Origin of the sequence: Kitasatospora sp. NPDC057936, from assembly GCF_042887525.1 — a bacterium.
Classification (GTDB): Bacteria; Actinomycetota; Actinomycetes; order Streptomycetales; family Streptomycetaceae; genus Kitasatospora.
Window position 1 is genome coordinate 18,089 of record NZ_JBHVPD010000092.1, and the last position, 16,671, is coordinate 34,759.

Annotated in this window: 17 protein-coding genes; 13 read left to right on the top strand and 4 right to left on the bottom strand. The window is 74.2% G+C overall.

Annotated features, from left to right (window positions below; all coding sequences use genetic code 11):
• The first annotated feature begins 405 nt into the window (after nt 1-405).
• The 4 genes from ACFVU9_RS35335 to ACFVU9_RS35350 all read left to right on the top strand — a co-directional run bounded on the left by ACFVU9_RS35335 (nt 406) and on the right by ACFVU9_RS35350 (nt 4,667).
• Nucleotides 406-1,209 (top strand): sugar phosphate isomerase/epimerase, encoded by an 804-nt coding sequence (locus ACFVU9_RS35335; RefSeq protein WP_329930204.1) that lies wholly within the window; start codon nt 406-408, stop codon nt 1,207-1,209.
• A 46-nt stretch (nt 1,210-1,255) separates the two neighbouring features.
• Entirely contained in the window at nt 1,256-2,026 is a 771-nt protein-coding gene (locus ACFVU9_RS35340; protein WP_380442356.1) for a class I SAM-dependent methyltransferase, read from the top strand.
• Between the two features lie 166 nt (nt 2,027-2,192).
• Nucleotides 2,193-4,037, top strand: coding sequence for a dihydroxy-acid dehydratase (gene ilvD, locus ACFVU9_RS35345; RefSeq protein ID WP_387600627.1), 1,845 nt, complete (start codon nt 2,193-2,195; stop codon nt 4,035-4,037).
• Between the two features lie 102 nt (nt 4,038-4,139).
• Nucleotides 4,140-4,667, top strand: a complete 528-nt coding sequence (locus tag ACFVU9_RS35350; RefSeq protein WP_387600630.1) for a hypothetical protein — start codon at nt 4,140-4,142, stop codon at nt 4,665-4,667.
• A gap of 3 nt (nt 4,668-4,670) precedes the next feature.
• On the opposite strand, the gene ACFVU9_RS35355 is transcribed toward ACFVU9_RS35350, so the two are convergent.
• Together ACFVU9_RS35355 and ACFVU9_RS35360 are read right to left on the bottom strand one after the other, a co-directional pair.
• Nucleotides 4,671-6,053, bottom strand: a complete 1,383-nt coding sequence (locus ACFVU9_RS35355; RefSeq protein ID WP_387600633.1) for a hypothetical protein — start codon at nt 6,051-6,053, stop codon at nt 4,671-4,673.
• Nucleotides 6,054-6,174: 121 nt separating this feature from the next.
• Nucleotides 6,175-6,624 carry a hypothetical protein gene (locus ACFVU9_RS35360; protein ID WP_380446804.1) on the bottom strand — a complete coding sequence of 150 codons (450 nt, stop codon included), beginning with the start codon at nt 6,622-6,624 and terminating at the stop codon, nt 6,175-6,177.
• Nucleotides 6,625-6,766: 142 nt separating this feature from the next.
• Here ACFVU9_RS35360 and proC point away from each other — a divergent pair, with 142 nt between their 5' ends.
• The 3 genes from proC to ACFVU9_RS35375 all read left to right on the top strand — a co-directional run bounded on the left by proC (nt 6,767) and on the right by ACFVU9_RS35375 (nt 9,586).
• Nucleotides 6,767-7,594 carry a pyrroline-5-carboxylate reductase gene (proC, locus tag ACFVU9_RS35365; RefSeq protein ID WP_380446802.1) on the top strand — a complete coding sequence of 276 codons (828 nt, stop codon included), beginning with the start codon at nt 6,767-6,769 and terminating at the stop codon, nt 7,592-7,594.
• Between the two features lie 35 nt (nt 7,595-7,629).
• On the top strand, nt 7,630-8,283 hold the full coding sequence (locus ACFVU9_RS35370; RefSeq protein ID WP_387600637.1) for an HAD family hydrolase: 654 nt from the start codon (nt 7,630-7,632) through the stop codon (nt 8,281-8,283).
• Nucleotides 8,284-8,377: 94 nt separating this feature from the next.
• Entirely contained in the window at nt 8,378-9,586 is a 1,209-nt protein-coding gene (locus ACFVU9_RS35375) for an MFS transporter (protein WP_387600640.1), read from the top strand.
• 48 nt (nt 9,587-9,634) lie between these two features.
• Here ACFVU9_RS35375 and ACFVU9_RS35380 read toward each other — a convergent pair whose 3' ends face one another.
• Nucleotides 9,635-10,114 carry a MarR family transcriptional regulator gene (locus ACFVU9_RS35380; RefSeq protein ID WP_380446795.1) on the bottom strand — a complete coding sequence of 160 codons (480 nt, stop codon included), beginning with the start codon at nt 10,112-10,114 and terminating at the stop codon, nt 9,635-9,637.
• Nucleotides 10,115-10,213: 99 nt separating this feature from the next.
• On the opposite strand from ACFVU9_RS35380, the gene ACFVU9_RS35385 reads away from it, so the two are divergent.
• From ACFVU9_RS35385 to ACFVU9_RS35410, 6 genes are all read left to right on the top strand, one after another.
• The gene (locus ACFVU9_RS35385) at nt 10,214-10,582 is read left to right on the top strand and encodes an HGxxPAAW family protein (RefSeq protein ID WP_387600644.1); all 369 of its coding nucleotides are present in this window, start codon (nt 10,214-10,216) and stop codon (nt 10,580-10,582) included.
• A gap of 106 nt (nt 10,583-10,688) precedes the next feature.
• Nucleotides 10,689-11,885, top strand: coding sequence for an acetoin utilization protein AcuC (locus tag ACFVU9_RS35390; RefSeq protein WP_387600647.1), 1,197 nt, complete (start codon nt 10,689-10,691; stop codon nt 11,883-11,885).
• 227 nt (nt 11,886-12,112) lie between these two features.
• Nucleotides 12,113-12,322 carry a helix-turn-helix domain-containing protein gene (locus ACFVU9_RS35395; RefSeq protein WP_148644250.1) on the top strand — a complete coding sequence of 70 codons (210 nt, stop codon included), beginning with the start codon at nt 12,113-12,115 and terminating at the stop codon, nt 12,320-12,322.
• Between the two features lie 192 nt (nt 12,323-12,514).
• The gene (locus ACFVU9_RS35400) at nt 12,515-12,613 is read left to right on the top strand and encodes a 30S ribosomal protein bS22 (RefSeq protein WP_003948845.1); all 99 of its coding nucleotides are present in this window, start codon (nt 12,515-12,517) and stop codon (nt 12,611-12,613) included.
• Between the two features lie 150 nt (nt 12,614-12,763).
• Complete coding sequence (locus ACFVU9_RS35405; RefSeq protein WP_387600651.1) at nt 12,764-13,897, top strand: NAD-dependent epimerase/dehydratase family protein; 1,134 nt, start codon at nt 12,764-12,766, stop codon at nt 13,895-13,897.
• Nucleotides 13,898-13,904: 7 nt separating this feature from the next.
• The gene (locus tag ACFVU9_RS35410) at nt 13,905-14,918 is read left to right on the top strand and encodes a lysophospholipid acyltransferase family protein (protein ID WP_387600654.1); all 1,014 of its coding nucleotides are present in this window, start codon (nt 13,905-13,907) and stop codon (nt 14,916-14,918) included.
• Nucleotides 14,919-15,041: 123 nt separating this feature from the next.
• On the opposite strand, the gene ACFVU9_RS35415 is transcribed toward ACFVU9_RS35410, so the two are convergent.
• Nucleotides 15,042-16,361 carry a DUF5667 domain-containing protein gene (locus tag ACFVU9_RS35415; protein WP_387600657.1) on the bottom strand — a complete coding sequence of 440 codons (1,320 nt, stop codon included), beginning with the start codon at nt 16,359-16,361 and terminating at the stop codon, nt 15,042-15,044.
• Nucleotides 16,362-16,671 lie beyond the last annotated feature (310 nt).

Sequence of the window (16,671 nt, forward strand, 5' to 3'; positions counted from 1 at the left end):
CCCGTGGTGCAACCAGCGGGCGACGACGGGACGCGGGAGGGCCGCGCCCCCGGCGACGGGCAGCCGCGGCCGGACGGCCCGCGCCGCAAGCTGGGCAAGACCGTCAAGGGCGCCACCGCCGCCAAGGCCGCCAAGGCCGTGAAGGCGGCCCAGCGCACCGCGCAGGGCGCCAAGAAGGCCACGGCCAAGAAGGCGACGGCCAAGAAGGCCGTGGCGGGGGCCGGGAAGGCCGCCCCGAAGGCCACCGCGGCCCCGGCGCGCAAGGAGACCCGCACCGCCCGCGCCACCGGCGTCGCCAAGGCCGCCGTCCAGTCCGTGAAGTCGGTCAAGGCCGCCAAGCGCGAGGCCACCCGGGCGCCCCTCCTGCGCACCACCGACCGGCTCGTGCTGCCCCCGCACCCGGCCCTGCACATCCCGGACACCAAGGTCGCCCTCTCCACCGCCTCGGTGTACCCCGCGAGCACCGCCGTCGCCTTCGAACTCGCCGCCAAGCTCGGCTACGACGGCGTCGAGGTCATGGTCTGGAACGACCCGGTCAGCCAGGACATCGAGGCGCTGCGCCGCCTCTCCGACCACCACCGGCTGCCGATCCTCGCCGTGCACGCGCCCTGCCTGCTGATCACCCAGCGGGTCTGGACCACCGACCCGTGGACCAAGCTGGTCCGCGCCCGGGCGGCGGCCGAGAAGCTCGGCGCGAGCGCCGTCGTCGTCCACCCGCCGTTCCGCTGGCAGCGCCAGTACGCCCGGGAGTTCGTCGAGGGCATCAACCGCATGGCGGGCGAGACCGACGTCCGGTTCGCGGTCGAGAACATGTACCCGTGGCGCTACCGCGACCGCGAGATGCTCGCCTACGCCCCCGGCTGGGACGTCACCGAGGAGGCGTACCGGCACTACACCATCGACCTCTCGCACGTCTCCACCTCCCGGATCGACGCGTTCGAGATGGTCGAGCGGATGGGCGACCGGCTCGCCCACATCCACCTCGCCGACGGCAGCGGCTCCGGCAAGGACGAGCACCTCATCCCCGGCCGCGGCAACCAGCCCTGCGCCGAGCTGCTGGAACACCTCGCCCGCACCGGCTTCGACGGCCACGTCGTGCTGGAGGTCAACACGCGGCGCTCCGCGTCCCCCGCCGAACGCGAGGCCGACCTCGCCGAGGCGCTCGCCTTCACCCGCTTGCACCTGGCCACCCCCTCGCGCGTACGCTGAACCCACGTGCCCCACCGGGCACCAACTGCCGCACGTAGGGGGAGACATGACGGAGGCAAAGAACTTCCGGGAGCTCGCTCAGAGTTTCGGCGGGGTCGCCGCCGAGTACGACCGCGGCCGCCCGACCTACCCCGACGGACTCTTCGACGCCCTGGAACGGCTCTCCGGCCGCGCCCTCAAGGGCGCCCGCGTCCTGGACGTCGGCGCCGGCACCGGCATCGCCACCCGGCTGCTCGCCGCCCGCGGCGCCGACGTCGTCGGGGTCGAGCCCAACGGCGGCATGGCCGCCCAGTACCTCGCCTCCTCGCCCGGCCTGCCGCTGGTCCGGGCCTCCGGGGACGACCTGCCCTTCCACGACCGCTCCGCCGACCTGATCACCTACGCCCAGGCCTTCCACTGGACCCGCCCCGAGCTGGCCGTCCCCGAGGCGATCCGGGTGCTGCGCCCCGGCGGCGCGCTCGCCACCTGGTGGAACGTCCACGACGAGACCGTCCCGTGGGTCCGGGCCCGGGCCGAGCGGATGGCCGCCGCGCTGCCCGAGCGCTACCACGGCTACGGCGGGATCAGCGAGCACACCAGCCACTTCGCCCCGGCCGGCCTCGCGGTCGAGCGCACGGTGCTGCGCTGGGAGCGGCGGGTCACCGTCGACCACGTGATCACCGACCTCACCTCCCGCTCGTACCTGGCCTCGCTCGACCCGGCCGAGCGCGCTCCGGTCCTCGCCGCCGAGCGCGAGGCCACGCTCGCCGAGTTCCCCGGGGGCTGGGTGACCGAGCCGTTCACCCTGGAGCTGGTGGTCGCGGTCACGCCGTCCTGACCCCCCGTGCGGCCGTACGGTCCGCGCGCCCGTGCGCCCGCCGCCTGACCGCATCGCGGACGGACCGTCCGCGGCCCGGACGGCGGGCGTAGGCTCGGTAGCCACAGCGGTTCCCGCACCCTCCTGCCCGCGGGGCCGCGCGCGAGCCCCGAAGGAGTGGAGCACAGTGCCCGAGCTGAGGTCCCGTACGGTCACCCACGGTCGCAACATGGCAGGCGCCCGGGCGCTTCTCCGGGCCGCCGGCGTAGCCCGCGAGGACTTCGGCAAGCCGATCATCGCGGTCGCCAACTCCTTCACCGAGTTCGTCCCCGGCCACACCCACCTCCAGCCGGTGGGCCGGATCGTCTCCGAGGCGATCAAGCAGGCCGGCGGCATCCCGCGCGAGTTCAACACCATCGCCGTCGACGACGGCATCGCGATGGGCCACGGCGGCATGCTCTACTCGCTGCCCTCGCGCGACCTGATCGCCGACTCGGTCGAGTACATGGTCAACGCGCACTGCGCCGACGCCCTGATCTGCATCTCCAACTGCGACAAGATCACCCCGGGCATGCTGATGGCCGCGCTGCGGCTCGACATCCCGACCGTCTTCGTCTCCGGCGGCCCGATGGAGGCCGGCAAGGCCACCCTCGTCGACGGCACCGTGCGCAAGCTCGACCTCGTCGACGCGATCTCCCAGGCCGTCAACGAGAACGTCTCCGACGAGGACATCGCGATCATCGAGGAGAACGCCTGCCCGACCTGCGGCTCGTGCTCCGGCATGTTCACCGCCAACTCGATGAACTGCCTCACCGAGGCGATCGGCCTCTCGCTGCCCGGCAACGGCTCCGTCCTCGCCACCCACACCGCCCGCCGCGCCCTCTACGAGAACGCCGGCCGGACGGTCGTCGAGATCGCGAACCGCCACTACGGCCGGGACGACGCCTCCGTCCTGCCCCGCGCGATCGCCACCCGCGCCGCGTTCGAGAACGCCATGGCCCTCGACATCGCCATGGGCGGCTCGACCAACACCATCCTCCACCTGCTCGCCGCCGCCCAGGAGGCCGAGCTGGACTTCGGCCAGCGGGACATCGACGCGATCTCCCGCAAGGTGCCCTGCCTGTCCAAGGTCGCGCCCAACGGCTCGTACTACATGGAGGACGTCCACCGGGCCGGCGGCATCCCCGCCATCCTCGGCGAGCTGTACCGGGCCGGGCTGCTCAACGAGGACGTCCACACCGTGCACGCCGACTCGCTCGCCGAGTGGCTCAAGACCTGGGACGTGCGCGGCGGTTCGCCCTCTGCCGAGGCCGTCGAGCTGTGGCACGCCGCCCCCGGCTGCGTCCGCTCCGCCGAGGCCTTCTCGCAGTCCGAGCGCTGGGAGTCGCTGGACACCGACGCCGCCAAGGGCTGCATCCGCAGCGTCGAGCACGCCTACTCCGTCGAGGGCGGCCTCGCCGTGCTGTACGGCAACCTCGCCGAGGACGGCTGCATCGTGAAGACCGCCGGCGTCGACGAGTCGATCTGGACCTTCAGCGGCCCGGCCGTCGTCGTCGAGTCCCAGGAGGACGCCGTCGAGGCGATCCTCGCCAAGCGCGTCAAGGAGGGCGACGTCGTCGTCATCCGCTACGAGGGCCCCAAGGGCGGCCCCGGCATGCAGGAGATGCTCTACCCGACCTCCTTCCTCAAGGGCCGCGGCCTCGGCAAGGCCTGCGCGCTCGTCACCGACGGCCGCTTCTCCGGCGGCACCTCGGGCCTGTCCATCGGCCACGCCTCCCCGGAGGCCGCCTCCGGCGGCACCATCGCCCTCGTCGAGGACGGCGACACCATCGCCATCGACATCCCCGGCCGGACGATCTCCCTGGAGGTCCCGGACGAGGTGCTCGCCGAGCGCCGCCGGGTGCTGGAGGCCGGGGGCGGCTACCGCCCGAAGAGCCGCGAGCGCCAGGTCAGCCAGGCCCTGCGGGCCTACGCCGCGATGGCCACCTCCGCCGACAAGGGCGCCGTGCGCGACGTCACCAAGCTCGGCTGAGCCACTCGCACCACACGCGCGAGGAGGAGCCGCCCCGGACCACGGGACGGCTCCTCCTCGCGCGTCCGGGGCCGGGGGGACAACCGGGGGATAATCGGCGGCGTGAGCGAGCAGCCCCCCACCCCCGCCCCGAACCCCGCCGACGCCCCGGACCCCGCCGCCCCGCAGCCGGAGCCGATCCGCTGGTTCGGCACCAGCTGGGTGCACCGCGACCACGGCTACTGGCCGCGCCGCGTCGCCGTGTCCGCCGGCTCGCTGGTCATCGCCGCGGCGGCCGCGTTCGTGCTGCGACTCGCCGTCGAGGGCGTCGCGCTCTCCGCCCAGGGCGGGTTCCTCAACACCCTGCTGGTGCTGGCCGTCGCGCTCTGCTCGCTGCTGGCCGCGCTGCGCACCTGGAAGGTGCTCGCCGAGGGCAAGGACCGGCTCACCGGCTGGATGACCGAGGACCGCTCGCTCGGCGCGGTCTGGATGATCGGCGGGGTCGGCTCCCTGCTGGCCTACTTCGTCCGCAGCCTCACCGAGGCCCCGGGCGAGGGCGTCCGGCGGGCGCGGTACGAGCGGGCCGTCGAGCAGTACGAGAAGCGCCGGACCGGCCGCAGCGGCCGGTCCGGCGGGAAGCGCAAGCGCTGACGGTCAGTTGCGGCTGACCGTGCCGCACTGGTCGCTCGGGACGAGGTCCTTGCTGCGGTCGTACGGGTCGGTCGCGGGGCCGGTCGGCCGGGAGCCCGGGGTGTCCTGCTGGACCGGGTCGAACTGGGCGAACTGCGGGTGGTAGAAGCCGTCGTAGACGTCGCAGGCCGAGTTGGCCGAGTCCGAGCCGCCGCCCTCGCCGAACGCGATCTTCTTCGGGTTGACCTGGTAGCGGGCCGGGTCGTAGAAGCGGAAGTTCTCGACCCGCCGCACGACCGTCCGGGTGGTCCAGGTGTCCCCGGCCACGTCGGCCGCGGGCAGCACCAGGCCCACCGGCCTGGCCGCCGGGTCCTGGGTCCCGGGCGCGGCCGGCTTCGTCGGCTTCGGGCCGCCGCTCGCCGACGGCGCCGACGGCGCGGGCGACGCGGCCCGCTTGGCGGCGTCCGGGCCCGGACGCACCGCGTACACGTAGCTGAAGTCGGCGTGCACCAGGACGCCCTTGTCGCCGTCGCCCTCGAAGCCGATCCGGCCCTGGACCTTGACCACGCCGCCGACCTGGACGGCCTCGCGCGGGTCGAACCGGCTGAACCAGTTGGTGGGGTCGTTCTCCTTGGACGGGGTCGCCAGGGCGGCGGCCGCCTGGTCGCGCTCGGCTCGGTCCAGCAGCGCCAGCGCGGCCTCCGGGCGGCCGCCCGCGATGACCTGCGGGTCCAGGTTGGCGGCGGTCAGGTAGTCCTTGACCAGCTGGAGCTGGGCGGCGACCTGGTCGGCGGAGAAGACGCCGGTGGCCTTGGCGTCGGGGAGCACGAAGGCGTCCACGCCGTTCGGCCAGCCCTCGGCGGGGGAGCCGGCCCAGGGGTGGTCGACCGTCGGCTGGTCGGCGTCGACCTTCGGCGGCGCCGTCGTCGGCTTGGCCGTCTCCGGGGCGACGGTGGGCACCGGGGTGTGGGACGCCGAGGAGCCGGCGGAACCGCCCTGGTACCAGTTCCGCAGCCCCTCGATGTTGAGCGCCGCCACCAGCACCGCGATGGTCAGGACGGCGAAGAGCGGCGTGCGCCACTCCAGGCCCCGGCGCTTGGGCGGGCGCGGGTTGCCCCAGGGGTCGACGGCCTGGAGCTTCGGCTTGCGGCCGAACCGGCGCTTCGGCGCCGCCGGGCCGTCGTCGACCGACCGGCGGCCGCCCGGGTCGACCGGCGGGGTGTGCTTCCACTGGGCGGCAAGCATCCGGGTGCGGCCGGACTGTTCCGTGACGGCGGCACCCTTGACGAACTCGTCGTCGAGGACGAGGTCCGCGAACGGGTCCTTCCCGCCCGCTCCGGACGGGTCGGACCCGCCCGGCTCACCGCCCTCCGAGGGGCGCGGTTCTGGATCTTCGGCGATCGGCATCGCGCCAGTATGCCGACGGGGTGTGACGACCGGTCGATCGGGGGCACACCTTGTGGTGAACTCGTGCACGGAGTGCCGAGGTTTGCCCCGTTTGCCCAGGTCGGAGCAGTGCGGGGGAGCCTCAGCCCTTGCTGCGGGCCTGCTTCACCGACCCCACCACACCGGCGATCGCCAGCAGGATCCCGGCCGGGATGAGCGACTCGAAGAACGCGGCGAACACGCCCGCGTCGCCGAGGAACAGCTGCGCCAGCGTGTTCAGGAGCAGCAGTCCGCCGGCCGCCGGGAGCGCCGCCTGCCACGGGTGCGCGTCGGCCCACCGCCGCAGCCGCCGGTCGCCGGTGTCGCGCCGCAACTGGCCGCCCAGCGTGCCGACGAGGAAGAAGAAGAACAGACCCCAGCCGGCCGGTCCGGCCAGGATGCTCAGCGACCAGTGCCCGGTGATCGCGTCGATCCCCAGGGCCGTCGCCCCCACCACCGCACCGACCCCCGCGGCCGTCCGCCACGGACCCATCGTCGCCGAGGCGACGGCGAGTTGCCGGTTCTCACGTCGGGACATCTCGTCGTGTGCCATACCCCCACGGTGCTCCTGCGGACGCCCCGGGGCCATAGGGGAAACCCCCGAGTTTCTCCGTAAGGGACCACAGGCCGGACGGTCCCGCCGGGGGCTGCCGCGCGGTGCGAGGATGGCAGCAGTACCGAGGTTAGGAGCGGCCATGGGCGGCAGCGCAGCGCACGGACAGAAGATCGCCTTCCTGGGCACCGGCAAGATCGGGGAGGCCCTGCTCTCCGGTCTGCTGCGGGCCGGCAAGGACCCGGCGGACGTCCTGGTGACCGCCCGCCGCCCCGAGCGCGCCGCCGAACTGGCCGACCGCCACGGCGTCGTGGCCGTCTCCAACGCCGAGGCCGCCAAGCTCGCCGACACCCTGATCCTCGCCGTCAAGCCGCAGGACATGGGCACCCTGCTGGAGGAGCTCGCGCCGCACGTCAGCCCGGACCGGCTGGTCATCTCGGCCGCGGCCGGCGTGCCCACCGCGTGGTTCGAGGAGCGGCTGGCGGCCGGCACCCCGGTGGTCCGGGTGATGCCCAACACGCCCGTCCTGGTGGACGAGGGGATGAGCGTCATCTCGGGCGGCTCGCACGCCACCGAGGAGCACCTGGTGCGCGCCGAGGAGATCTTCAGCTCGGTCGGCAAGGCGCTGCGCCTGCCCGAGAGCCAGCAGGACGCGGCCACCGCGCTCTCCGGCTCCGGCCCGGCCTACTTCTACTTCCTCGTCGAGGCGATGACGGACGCCGGCATCCTGCTCGGCCTGCCCCGGCAGGTGGCGCACGACCTGATCGTCCAGTCCGCGATCGGCGCCTCGGTGATGCTGCGCGATTCCGGCGAGCACCCGGTGAAGCTGCGCGAGGCCGTCACGTCCCCGGCCGGCACCACCATCGCGGCCATCCGCGAGCTGGAGAACCACGGGGTGCGGGCCGCGCTGCTGGGCGCCCTGGAGGCGGCCCGGGACCGCTCGCGCGAGCTGGCCTCCGGGGGGAAGTAACCGCCTCGAACGTCCGTCCGGTTAGGCTCGGCGGCATGGCCTACGACCTGGTGATCTTCGACAACGACGGCGTCCTGGTGGACAGCGAACCGCTCTCCAACCGGGTGCTGGCCGAGTACCTGACCGAACTCGGCCACCCGACGACGATCGAGGACAGCTACCGGGAATTCATGGGCTGTGCCGCCCACCGCATCCACGACGTGATCGCCGAGCGGTACGACGGCGCGACGCTGCCCGAGGGCTTCGACGAGCTCTTCCACGGCCGGGTCTTCGACGCGTTCGGCGCCGAACTCACCGCCGTCCGGGGCGCGGAGGCGCTGCTGAAGGAGCTCCAGCGGCGTGCCGTCCCGTACTGCCTGGCCTCCTCCGCCCACCACGCGTGGATCCGCACCGCGCTCGACGTCACCGGCCTGCGCGGGCACTTCGCCGAGGAGCGGATCTTCAGCGCGCAGGACGTCGGCGTCGGCAAGCCCGCGCCCGACCTGTTCCTGCACGCCGCCCGCACCCTCGGTGTCGACCCCTCGCGCTGCCTGGTGCTGGAGGACAGCCCCAATGGCGTGCTGGCCGCCCGCGCCGCCGGCATGGACGTGTACGGCTACACCGCGCTCACCGATCCGGCCAAGCTGACGGCCGCCGGGGCCACCGGGCTGATCGCCGACCTCGCCGAGGTGCCCGCGCTGCTGGGCTGAGCGCGGAAAGCGCTGCGCACCCTCTCCCCAAAGTCCTCCCGGGCACCTACGCTCTCGCCAACATCGTCGTACCGGCCGGTAGCGAGGTTCCCGCATGAGTCCTGCGTTCCCGTCGAGTGCCGGGGTCCCGTCCCGCCTGCGGGCCGGCCGCGCCGCCCTGGCCCTGAGCTTCCTGCTCCAGGGCACGACGTTCGCGCTGCTGGTCACCTGCATCCCGGAGATCCAGCACCGGTACGGGCTGAGCGACGGGCTGCTGCCGGTGTTCCTGGCCGCCGTGCCGATCCTCGCGGGCGTCGGCTCGATCACCTCCGAACAGCTGGTGAAGCGCACCGGCGCGCGGGCCGTCCTGCGGGTCGTCCAGCCGGGCCTCTGCCTCAGCCTCGCGGGCGTCGGGCTCGGCGACGAGCTGTGGCAACTCGCCATCGCGCTGGGGGCGTTCGGGCTGCTGGTGGGAGCGTTGGACGCCAGTATGAACATGCTCGGGGTGGGGCTCCAGCACCGCTACGGCCGCTCGATCATGATCGGCTTCCACGCCGCGTTCAGCCTCGGCGGCATCCTCGGCGCGGCCGTCGCCGGCCTCGGCTCGCACTACGACCTCGGGCTGCCGCTGCTGTTCGGCACCGCGGCCGCGGTGATCGCCCCGCTCGCCGTCCTGGTCGGCACCCGCTTCGCCGGGCCCGCCGAACTCGGCGACGCCGTCCGGGAGGCAGCGGAGGCCGCCGCCCGCTCGATCCCGTGGCGGCCGCTGCTTCCGCTGTGCCTGGCGATGGCCTTCGCGTACATCGCGGACGCCTCGGTCTCCAACTACAGCGTCAAGTACCTGACCGACGGGCTGGGCAGCCCCGAGGACGTCGCCAAGCTGTCCTACCTCGGCTACATGGTGGCGATGCTGCTCGGCCGCGCCCTCGGCGACCGCGCGGTGCAGCGCTGGGGCGCCGTCCCGGTGGTCCGCGGCGGCGCGGCGCTGGCGGCCCTCGGCTTCGCGGCCGCCGCCGCGGCGCCCGCGGCGTGGGCGGGCATCGCCGGGTTCACGCTGCTCGGCTTCGGCATCTGCGCGATCATCCCGCAGGTGTTCGCGGCCGGCGGGCGGCTGTTCCCGGCCGACTCGGACGCCGCGGTGGCCCGGCTCAACCTCTTCAACTACGTGGGTTTCCTGATCGGCTCGCCGCTGGTCGGCGCGATCGCGGACGGCAGCTCGTACCGCTGGGCGCTGCTCGCCCCGATGGTGCTGGTGCTCGCCGTCCTCCCGCTGGCCGACCGCTTCGCCCCGGCGCCCGCCGCCCTGGCGCCCGCCGAGGCGTAGAGCCTGTATTCAGACCCCGGGCACCCGCCCCGCGTCTCACTCGGCGTCTCACTCGGCGCGGATCTCGTCCAGGGACTCCCGCAGGATCGCGCGGGCGCGGGTGAACCAGTCGGTCAGGACGGCGACCTCGTCCGGCGTGTAGTCGGCGAACAGGGCGCCGACGCGCTCGTAGAACGGCCCGTAGACCTGGAGGATGCGCGCCTGCGCGTCGTCGGCCATCACCACCCGCACCCGGCGGCGGTCGGCCGGGTCGGCCTCCCGGTGCGCGTACCCGGCCTTCTCCAGCCGGTTGAGCACGCCGGTGACGGCGCCGGTGGTCAGCTGGGCGCGCTCGGCCAGGTCGCCGGCGGCGAGCGCCTCACCGGCCAGGGCGGCCTCGATGACGAAGCCGAGGCAGGTCAGGTCGGTCACGTTGAGCCCGAGCCGCGCGGCGATGTCCTGCTGCCCGAACTGCGCGAGCGCGATCATCCGGTCCATCGCGTAGAGCGCCTGCTCGGGCGACGCCTGGGGGCGCGGCTTGCCCTTCACCCGGGATCTCCTTAGCATCTAAGTAACTTATCTCGTGAGATAAAACGTCTGTCGGGGTCGAGCCCCGGCGAACCCGTCCATCACACCAAAAGAGGAGACATGGGCGCACACGGCGAACACGACATGGGACACACCGTCGCGGGCTGGACCGGCTCCGTCGTCGTGATCCTCGGCTCCGCGGTCGCGGGCGTGGCCCTCGTGGCCGGCTCGGTCCCCGGCCTCTGGGCCGGCGGCCTGGTCGTCGCCCTCGGGGCGGTGGCCGCCTGGCTGCTCCACGTCGCCGGCCGGGGCAAGCCCACCGGCCCGCGACCGCCCGGGCAGCGGCACTGGCGCACCCCCGACCCGGCCGGCCGGCACGGCCACCCCGACTGCCTCGGCTGCCGCCTCGCCGGCCGCCGGCCCGCCCGCGCGACGCCCCCCGCACGCACCGCCGCCACCGCCGCGGCCCCGGCCGGCGACCGCTCCTGACCTTCCGCTTCAAGCCGCCTTTCCCGTACGGGTTTGAACCCCGGCCCCCGGGACTCGCCCCGGCCCGGCGGCCGCCCGCGGACCGCCACCCACTACGGTGGAGGCCATGCCCGAAGCCGAGCGTGACCTCCCCTGCGGCCTGCACCTCTTCTGGGACGAGGCCGTCACCGCCTACGACTTCGGCCCCGGCCACCCGATGGACCCGACCCGGCTGGCCCTCACCATGCGCCTCGTCGAGGCCCTCGGACTGGCCACCGCGCCCGGCGTGACCGTCAAGGCGGCGCCCCCGGCCGGGGATTCGACGCTCCAGCTGGTGCACACCCGCGAGTACGTCGAGGCCGTCAAGCACGCCGCCGCCAACCCCGACCGGCACGACGTCCGGCACGGGCTCGGCACCGACGACAACTGGGCCTTCCCGGCGATCCATTCGGCCTCCGCCCTGATCGCGGGCCAGTCCGTCGCCGCCGCCGAGGCGGTCTGGCGCGGCGACGCCCCGCACGCCGTCAACTTCGCCGGCGGACTGCACCACGCCATGCCCGCCAAGGCCTCCGGCTTCTGCATCTACAACGACCCGGCGCTCGCCATCGCCCGCCTGCTCGAACTCGGCGCCGAGCGCGTCGCGTACGTCGACGTCGACGTCCACCACGGCGACGGCGTCCAGCAGGCCTTCTGGAACGACCCCCGGGTGCTCACGATCTCGCTCCACGAACACCCCGCCACGCTCTTCCCGCAGACCGGCTTCCCGACCGAGACCGGCGGCCCCGACGCCCCCGGCGGCGCCGCCAACCTGCCGCTCCCGGCCGGCACCGGCGACGCCGGCTGGCTGCGCGCCTTCCACGCCCTGGTGCCCGAACTCCTCGCCGCCTTCCGCCCGGACGTCCTGGTCACCCAGCACGGCGCGGACACCCACCTGGAGGACCCGCTCGCCCACCTCGCCGTCACCGTCGACGCCCAGCGGCTGATCGCCGAGGACCTGCACGACCTCGCCCACCGCCACGCCGGCGGCCGCTGGGTCGCCACCGGCGGGGGCGGCTACGCCGTCGTGGACGTCGTCCCGCGGACCTGGACCCACCTCGTCGCCACCGCCGCCGGCCACCCCGTCGACCCGGCCACCGAGACCCCCGAACCGTGGCGCGCCGAGGTCTACCGCCGCACCCGCCGCCCCGCCCCGCTGCGCATGACCGACGGCGCCCGCCCGGTGTGGCGCGACTTCGACGCGGGATACGATCCGGCCGACCGCCTGGACCAGGCGATCCTCGCCAGCCGTCGCGCCGTCTTCCCCCACCACGGCCTGCTGGCCTGAAACCGGCGCCCCGGACGCCCCGCGCGGTGGCGGTGCGCACGCCCACTGCTACGAACCGCCGAGTGACTACGTACTGCAACAGGACTATCTCTCACCGTACGAGGACTGCGCTTCTCCCTCTTCCCACTGGTACCACCCATAACTACTCTGGGGATACACGTGTGCCGGTGGAGTCACCGGAGGGGAAGCCGGTGCCTTGCACACGGGTTAAGGGTCGGGTGATGGTCATGAGTTCCGGCGAACGCCCCCTGCAGGAAGTCGTCTTCCTGACCGTGGCGGAGGTTGCCGCGGTCATGCGGGTGTCCAAGATGACGGTGTACCGCCTGGTGCACAGCGGAGAGCTGCCGGCCATCCGGGTCGGACGGTCCTTCCGGGTGCCCCAGCAGGCGGTGCACGAGTACCTCAAGGAGTCCTACGTGCGGCTCGAAAGCGCGTAGGACGGGGCGCGCGGGTGCGGGGCTCACCACGGTGGGCTCCGCACCCGTTTGCCACGGATTTCCCGCGTGTTCCCCGGCGGACGGGGGCGCGATTTACAGCCCCGGGCAACCGGACGGTAGGCTAGGCCCTCACGTCAGTCGTATGGACTCCGTCTCTCACGGACGAGAGTCTCAGTGAGCGAGGGTTGTTCCGTGGGCTCTGTCATCAAGAAGCGTCGCAAGCGTATGGCCAAGAAGAAGCACCGCAAGCTTCTGAAGCGCACGCGCGTTCAGCGTCGCAACAAGAAGTAAGCGCCCCCGGACGCGCCCTGCGCGCCGCGCGCTACCACCGCCCGCCCGGGCCCCTCGTGGGCTGGGCGGGCGGTGTCGTTTCACGGCCCGTCGCGGCGGCGCGGTACGGTGCACGCAGGCCGCTCGGGTCGAGGATTGGGGTGGAGCACTGTGGGCGTCGTCGTGCTCGTCACGGGTGTGGCCCGGCAGCTCGGGGCCCGCTTCGTCGCCGAGGTCCGCCGCCGGCCCGACGTCGACCTGGTGGTCGGCGTCGACGTGCAGCCGCCCGGTCGCCCGGTCGAGGACCCGGACGGTCCGGCCGCGCCCTACCGCGTCCACCAGCTCGACCTGCGCCGCCCGGCGGTCGCCCGGGTGATCGCCGAGCACGGGGTCGACACCGTCGTGCACCTCAGCGTCTCCGCCACCGGGCTGGGCTCCACCAACCGCTCCGCGGTGAAGGAGTCCAACGTGATCGGCACCATGCAGCTGCTGGGCGCCTGCCAGAAGGCGCCGGGCGTGCGGCGGCTGGTGGTGAAGTCGACCACCGGCGTCTACGGCTCGGCCCCGCGCGACCCGGCCGTGTTCACCGAACGGATCCAGCCGAAGAACCCGCCCGGCGGGGGCTTCGCCAAGGACGCCGCCGAGGTCGAGGGCTACGTCCGCGGCTTCGCCCGCCGCCGGCCCGACGTCGCGGTGACGGTGCTGCGCTTCGCCAACATCGTCGGCCCCGCCGCCGACACCCCGCTGAGCGAGTACTTCGCGCTGCCGGTGCTGCCGACCGTCCTCGGCTACGACCCGCGGCTCCAGTTCGTGCACGAGGACGACGCCGTCGCCGTGCTCTGCCGGGCCGCCGGCGAGCCCGCGCCGGGCACCGTCAACACCGGCACCTTCAACGTGGCGGGGGACGGCGTCCTGCTGCTCTCCCAGTGCGCCCGCCGGCTCGGCCGGCCCACCCTCCCGCTGCTGCTGCCCGCGGTCAGCTGGATGGCCGGCCTGGCCCGGCAGACCCGCCTGGTGGACGTCTCGGCCGAGCAGCTGCGGCTGCTCACCCACGGGCGCGTCGTGGACACCACCCGGCTGCGGGAGACCTTCGGCTACCGCCCGGCCTTCACCACCCCGGAGGCCTTCGCCGACTTCGCCGCCGCCCGGGGCCCCGGCCTCCTGCCGCCCGAACGGCTCGCCGCCGTCACCGACCGGCTGACCGGGCTGCTCGGCCCCGAAGCGGGCCCCGCCGACCGCGACCGCTCCGACCGCGACCGCGCAGATCGCGACCGCACCGACCGCCCCACCCGACCGAGGAGCTGAACCCGCCATGAGTGCCGCAGCAGAGAACGCGCCGGGCGAGGCCAAGGTCATCCCGATCGAGTCCGCCCCCAGCTGGACCTCCCCGGACCCCGACCACCCGGCCCTCGCCGACCGGCTCGCCGGGGCCGTCGGCGGCGCGCTGTCCGGGCAGCTCGGCCCGGCCGCGGCCCGGCTGTTCGGCAAGGGCTGGGAGGGCCGGGCCGCCGAGCGGCTGGCCTTCCTGCGCCGCCGCCTCACCGGCGACTACGAGGTGGACGAGTTCGGCTTCGACCAGGAGCTCACCGAGGAGGTCCTGCTCGGGCTGCTGCGCCCGCTGGCCGAGAAGTACTTCCGGATCGAGGTGCGCGGCGTCGAGCACATCCCGGCCGAGGGCGGCGCGCTGATCGTCGCCAACCACTCCGGGACGATCCCGCTGGACGCCCTGATGACCCAGGTCGCCATCCACGACCACCACCCGAACCACCGCCACCTGCGGATGCTCGCCGCGGACCTCGTGTTCGTGCTGCCGGGCGTCAACGAGCTGGCCCGCAAGGCCGGCCACACGCTCGCCTGCAACGAGGACGCCCAGGCGCTGCTGGAGCGCGGCGAGGTCGTCGGGGTGTGGCCGGAGGGCTTCAAGGGCATCGGCAAGCCGTTCGCCGAGCGGTACAAGCTCCAGCGCTTCGGGCGCGGCGGGTTCGTCTCCTCGGCGCTGCGGGCGGGGGTGCCGATCGTGCCGTGCTCGATCGTCGGGGCGGAGGAGACGTACCCGATGATCGGCAACCTGAAGACGCTGGCCCGGCTGCTGGGCCTGCCGTACGTGCCGATCACGCCGACGTTCCCGTGGCTGGGCCCGCTCGGCGCGGTGCCGCTGCCGACGAAGTGGACGATCCAGTTCGGCGAGCCGATCGCCACCGACGGGTACCCGGCCGAGGCGGCGGACGATCCGATGCTGGTCTTCGACCTGGCGGACGAGGTGCGGGAGACCATCCAGCACACGCTCTACAAGCTGCTGGTGCAGCGGCGCTCGGTGTTCTTCTAGCCCGGTTCCCCTGGCGCTGTGGCCCCTTGCGGCGCTGTGGCTCTTCCGACGCCAGGACGACGGCCGAGGGCCCGGCGGGTTCGCCCCGCCGGGCCCTCGACCGTCGTGTGCCGGCCCGGTGCGTCAGCCGCCGAGGATCCGCAGCCCGGGCAGCAGCCCCGGGATGAGCGGGGGCACGTCGACGCTCTGCTGCTGGCCGCCGGTGGCGGCGCTGGGCGTGGCGGTCGGCTGCTGCTGCGACTGGCCGCCGGGCGCCGCGTCGGTGCTGGGCGAGGGCTGCTGCTTGGCGCCGGTGAGCCCGTTGGTGAGGTTGCCCACCAGCCCGTTGACGGCGTCGGGAGCGCTGCTGGGCAGGCTCCCGGTCAGGCCGTTGCCCTTGGCGCCGGTGCCGCCGGGCAGGAGCGTCCCGGCGCCGACCGAGGGGTGCTCGGTGCCGCCGGGCCGGTTGCCGCCGGCCGTGCCGGTGCTGCCGCCCTGGGCGGGTGCGCCCGGTGCGGTGCCGGTGGCGCCCGACGGCGCCGGGCCGGTGCCACCGGGGTTCGGGCCGGCGGTGTCGCCGCCCGCTCCCGCGTCGGCCGGTGCACCGCCGGGGGCGGTGGGCTGGGCCAGGCGCAGGGGCGCGACGTCCTCGCTTATGTCGTCGAAGAGCTGGTTCACCAGGTGGGCCTGCGGCGTGAGTTGGGAGGGCAGTCGCCCCTCCAGCTCGGTCCAGCGACCGTCCTCGTCGTGGGCGAAGCCGGCCAGTGTCCGCATCGGGTCGAGCGAGCCGTTGCTCCGGTAGACCGAGCGCAGCAGGTCGCGGCCCTTGATGGCGTCGGCGTGCATGTCGTCCAGTGCGCGGCGGACCTGGTCGACGGTGCCCGGGCTGAGTGCGCCCGCCCCGTCGGTGCGGCCCACCAGGCTCTTGGCCTCCTTGAGCCGGGTCGCGGCGTTGTCGAGGAGCAGTTCGCCGCGCTCGGAGTCGGAGCCCGCCAGGTCGAGCCGGAGTCCTTCGAGGCCGCGCTTCATGCCGTACAGCGTGTCCCCCGGGAGGGCACTGGTGCTGGCGGCGGCGGCGCCCGCGAGGCTGCCGACGGCGAGGCCGGCGACGAGGCCGCCGATCGCGAAGCGGCGGCTCCAGCGGCCGCGCGGGGCCGTTCGGACCGCGCGGTGCCGGCGCTGGCGGGGCACCGCGGCGCCCGGTCCGCCGGCGAAGGCCTGCTCGAACGCGGCCATCAGCTGGGCGCGTTGGACGGTCCGTACCTCCGGGTCGAGTGCCGGGCCGGGCAGTGTGCCCAACGCGCCCGCCAGGCCGACCAGTTCGGCCATCGCGGCGGAACTCTGGCCAGTGGTAGCGGTGTTGGCCGATTCGGCGTCGGCCGTGCCGCCTTGCTCTGCCTGGTGGGCCTCCAGCGCCTCGGCGAAGGCCTTCGCCCGTCGGTGCTCCAGCACGTTTGCCGTCACGGGCCACACCTCCCTTCGTCGTTGTCGACACCCCGGCCTGCCGGACGGTTGCCCCGGCGGGCCAAAGCCACTCCATCGGGTGACGGGTCGCAATTCGGCTTGACCGTACGCGTGGTGGCGGCTTGCACATTGGCCAACGAGCGGTGCGGGTGGTCGGTTACGCACGACTGATCATCGGACCGACCGTTCACCCGGACGTGGGGGGGGGCCCCCCGGGGGGGGCGCCCGGCGGCGAGGGGCCCGGGGGGGTGGTGGCCCGCGGCGCCCCCACCCGCGCCCGCGGGCCCCCCCGGCCCGGGCCGCAGAGGCC

Excerpts from the sequence above, each read along its gene's own strand:
- ACFVU9_RS35340 (WP_380442356.1), top strand. The coding sequence starts at position 1,256 with ATGACGGAGGCAAAGAACTTCCGGGAGCTCGCTCAGAGTTTCGGCGGG.
- ACFVU9_RS35355 (WP_387600633.1), bottom strand. The coding sequence starts at position 6,053 with ATGCCGATCGCCGAAGATCCAGAACCGCGCCCCTCGGAGGGCGGTGAG.
- ACFVU9_RS35360 (WP_380446804.1), bottom strand. The coding sequence starts at position 6,624 with ATGGCACACGACGAGATGTCCCGACGTGAGAACCGGCAACTCGCCGTC.
- proC (WP_380446802.1), top strand. The coding sequence starts at position 6,767 with ATGGGCGGCAGCGCAGCGCACGGACAGAAGATCGCCTTCCTGGGCACC.
- ACFVU9_RS35370 (WP_387600637.1), top strand. The coding sequence starts at position 7,630 with ATGGCCTACGACCTGGTGATCTTCGACAACGACGGCGTCCTGGTGGAC.
- ACFVU9_RS35375 (WP_387600640.1), top strand. The coding sequence starts at position 8,378 with ATGAGTCCTGCGTTCCCGTCGAGTGCCGGGGTCCCGTCCCGCCTGCGG.
- ACFVU9_RS35385 (WP_387600644.1), top strand. The coding sequence starts at position 10,214 with ATGGGCGCACACGGCGAACACGACATGGGACACACCGTCGCGGGCTGG.
- ACFVU9_RS35390 (WP_387600647.1), top strand. The coding sequence starts at position 10,689 with ATGCCCGAAGCCGAGCGTGACCTCCCCTGCGGCCTGCACCTCTTCTGG.
- ACFVU9_RS35395 (WP_148644250.1), top strand. The coding sequence starts at position 12,113 with ATGAGTTCCGGCGAACGCCCCCTGCAGGAAGTCGTCTTCCTGACCGTG.
- ACFVU9_RS35410 (WP_387600654.1), top strand. The coding sequence starts at position 13,905 with ATGAGTGCCGCAGCAGAGAACGCGCCGGGCGAGGCCAAGGTCATCCCG.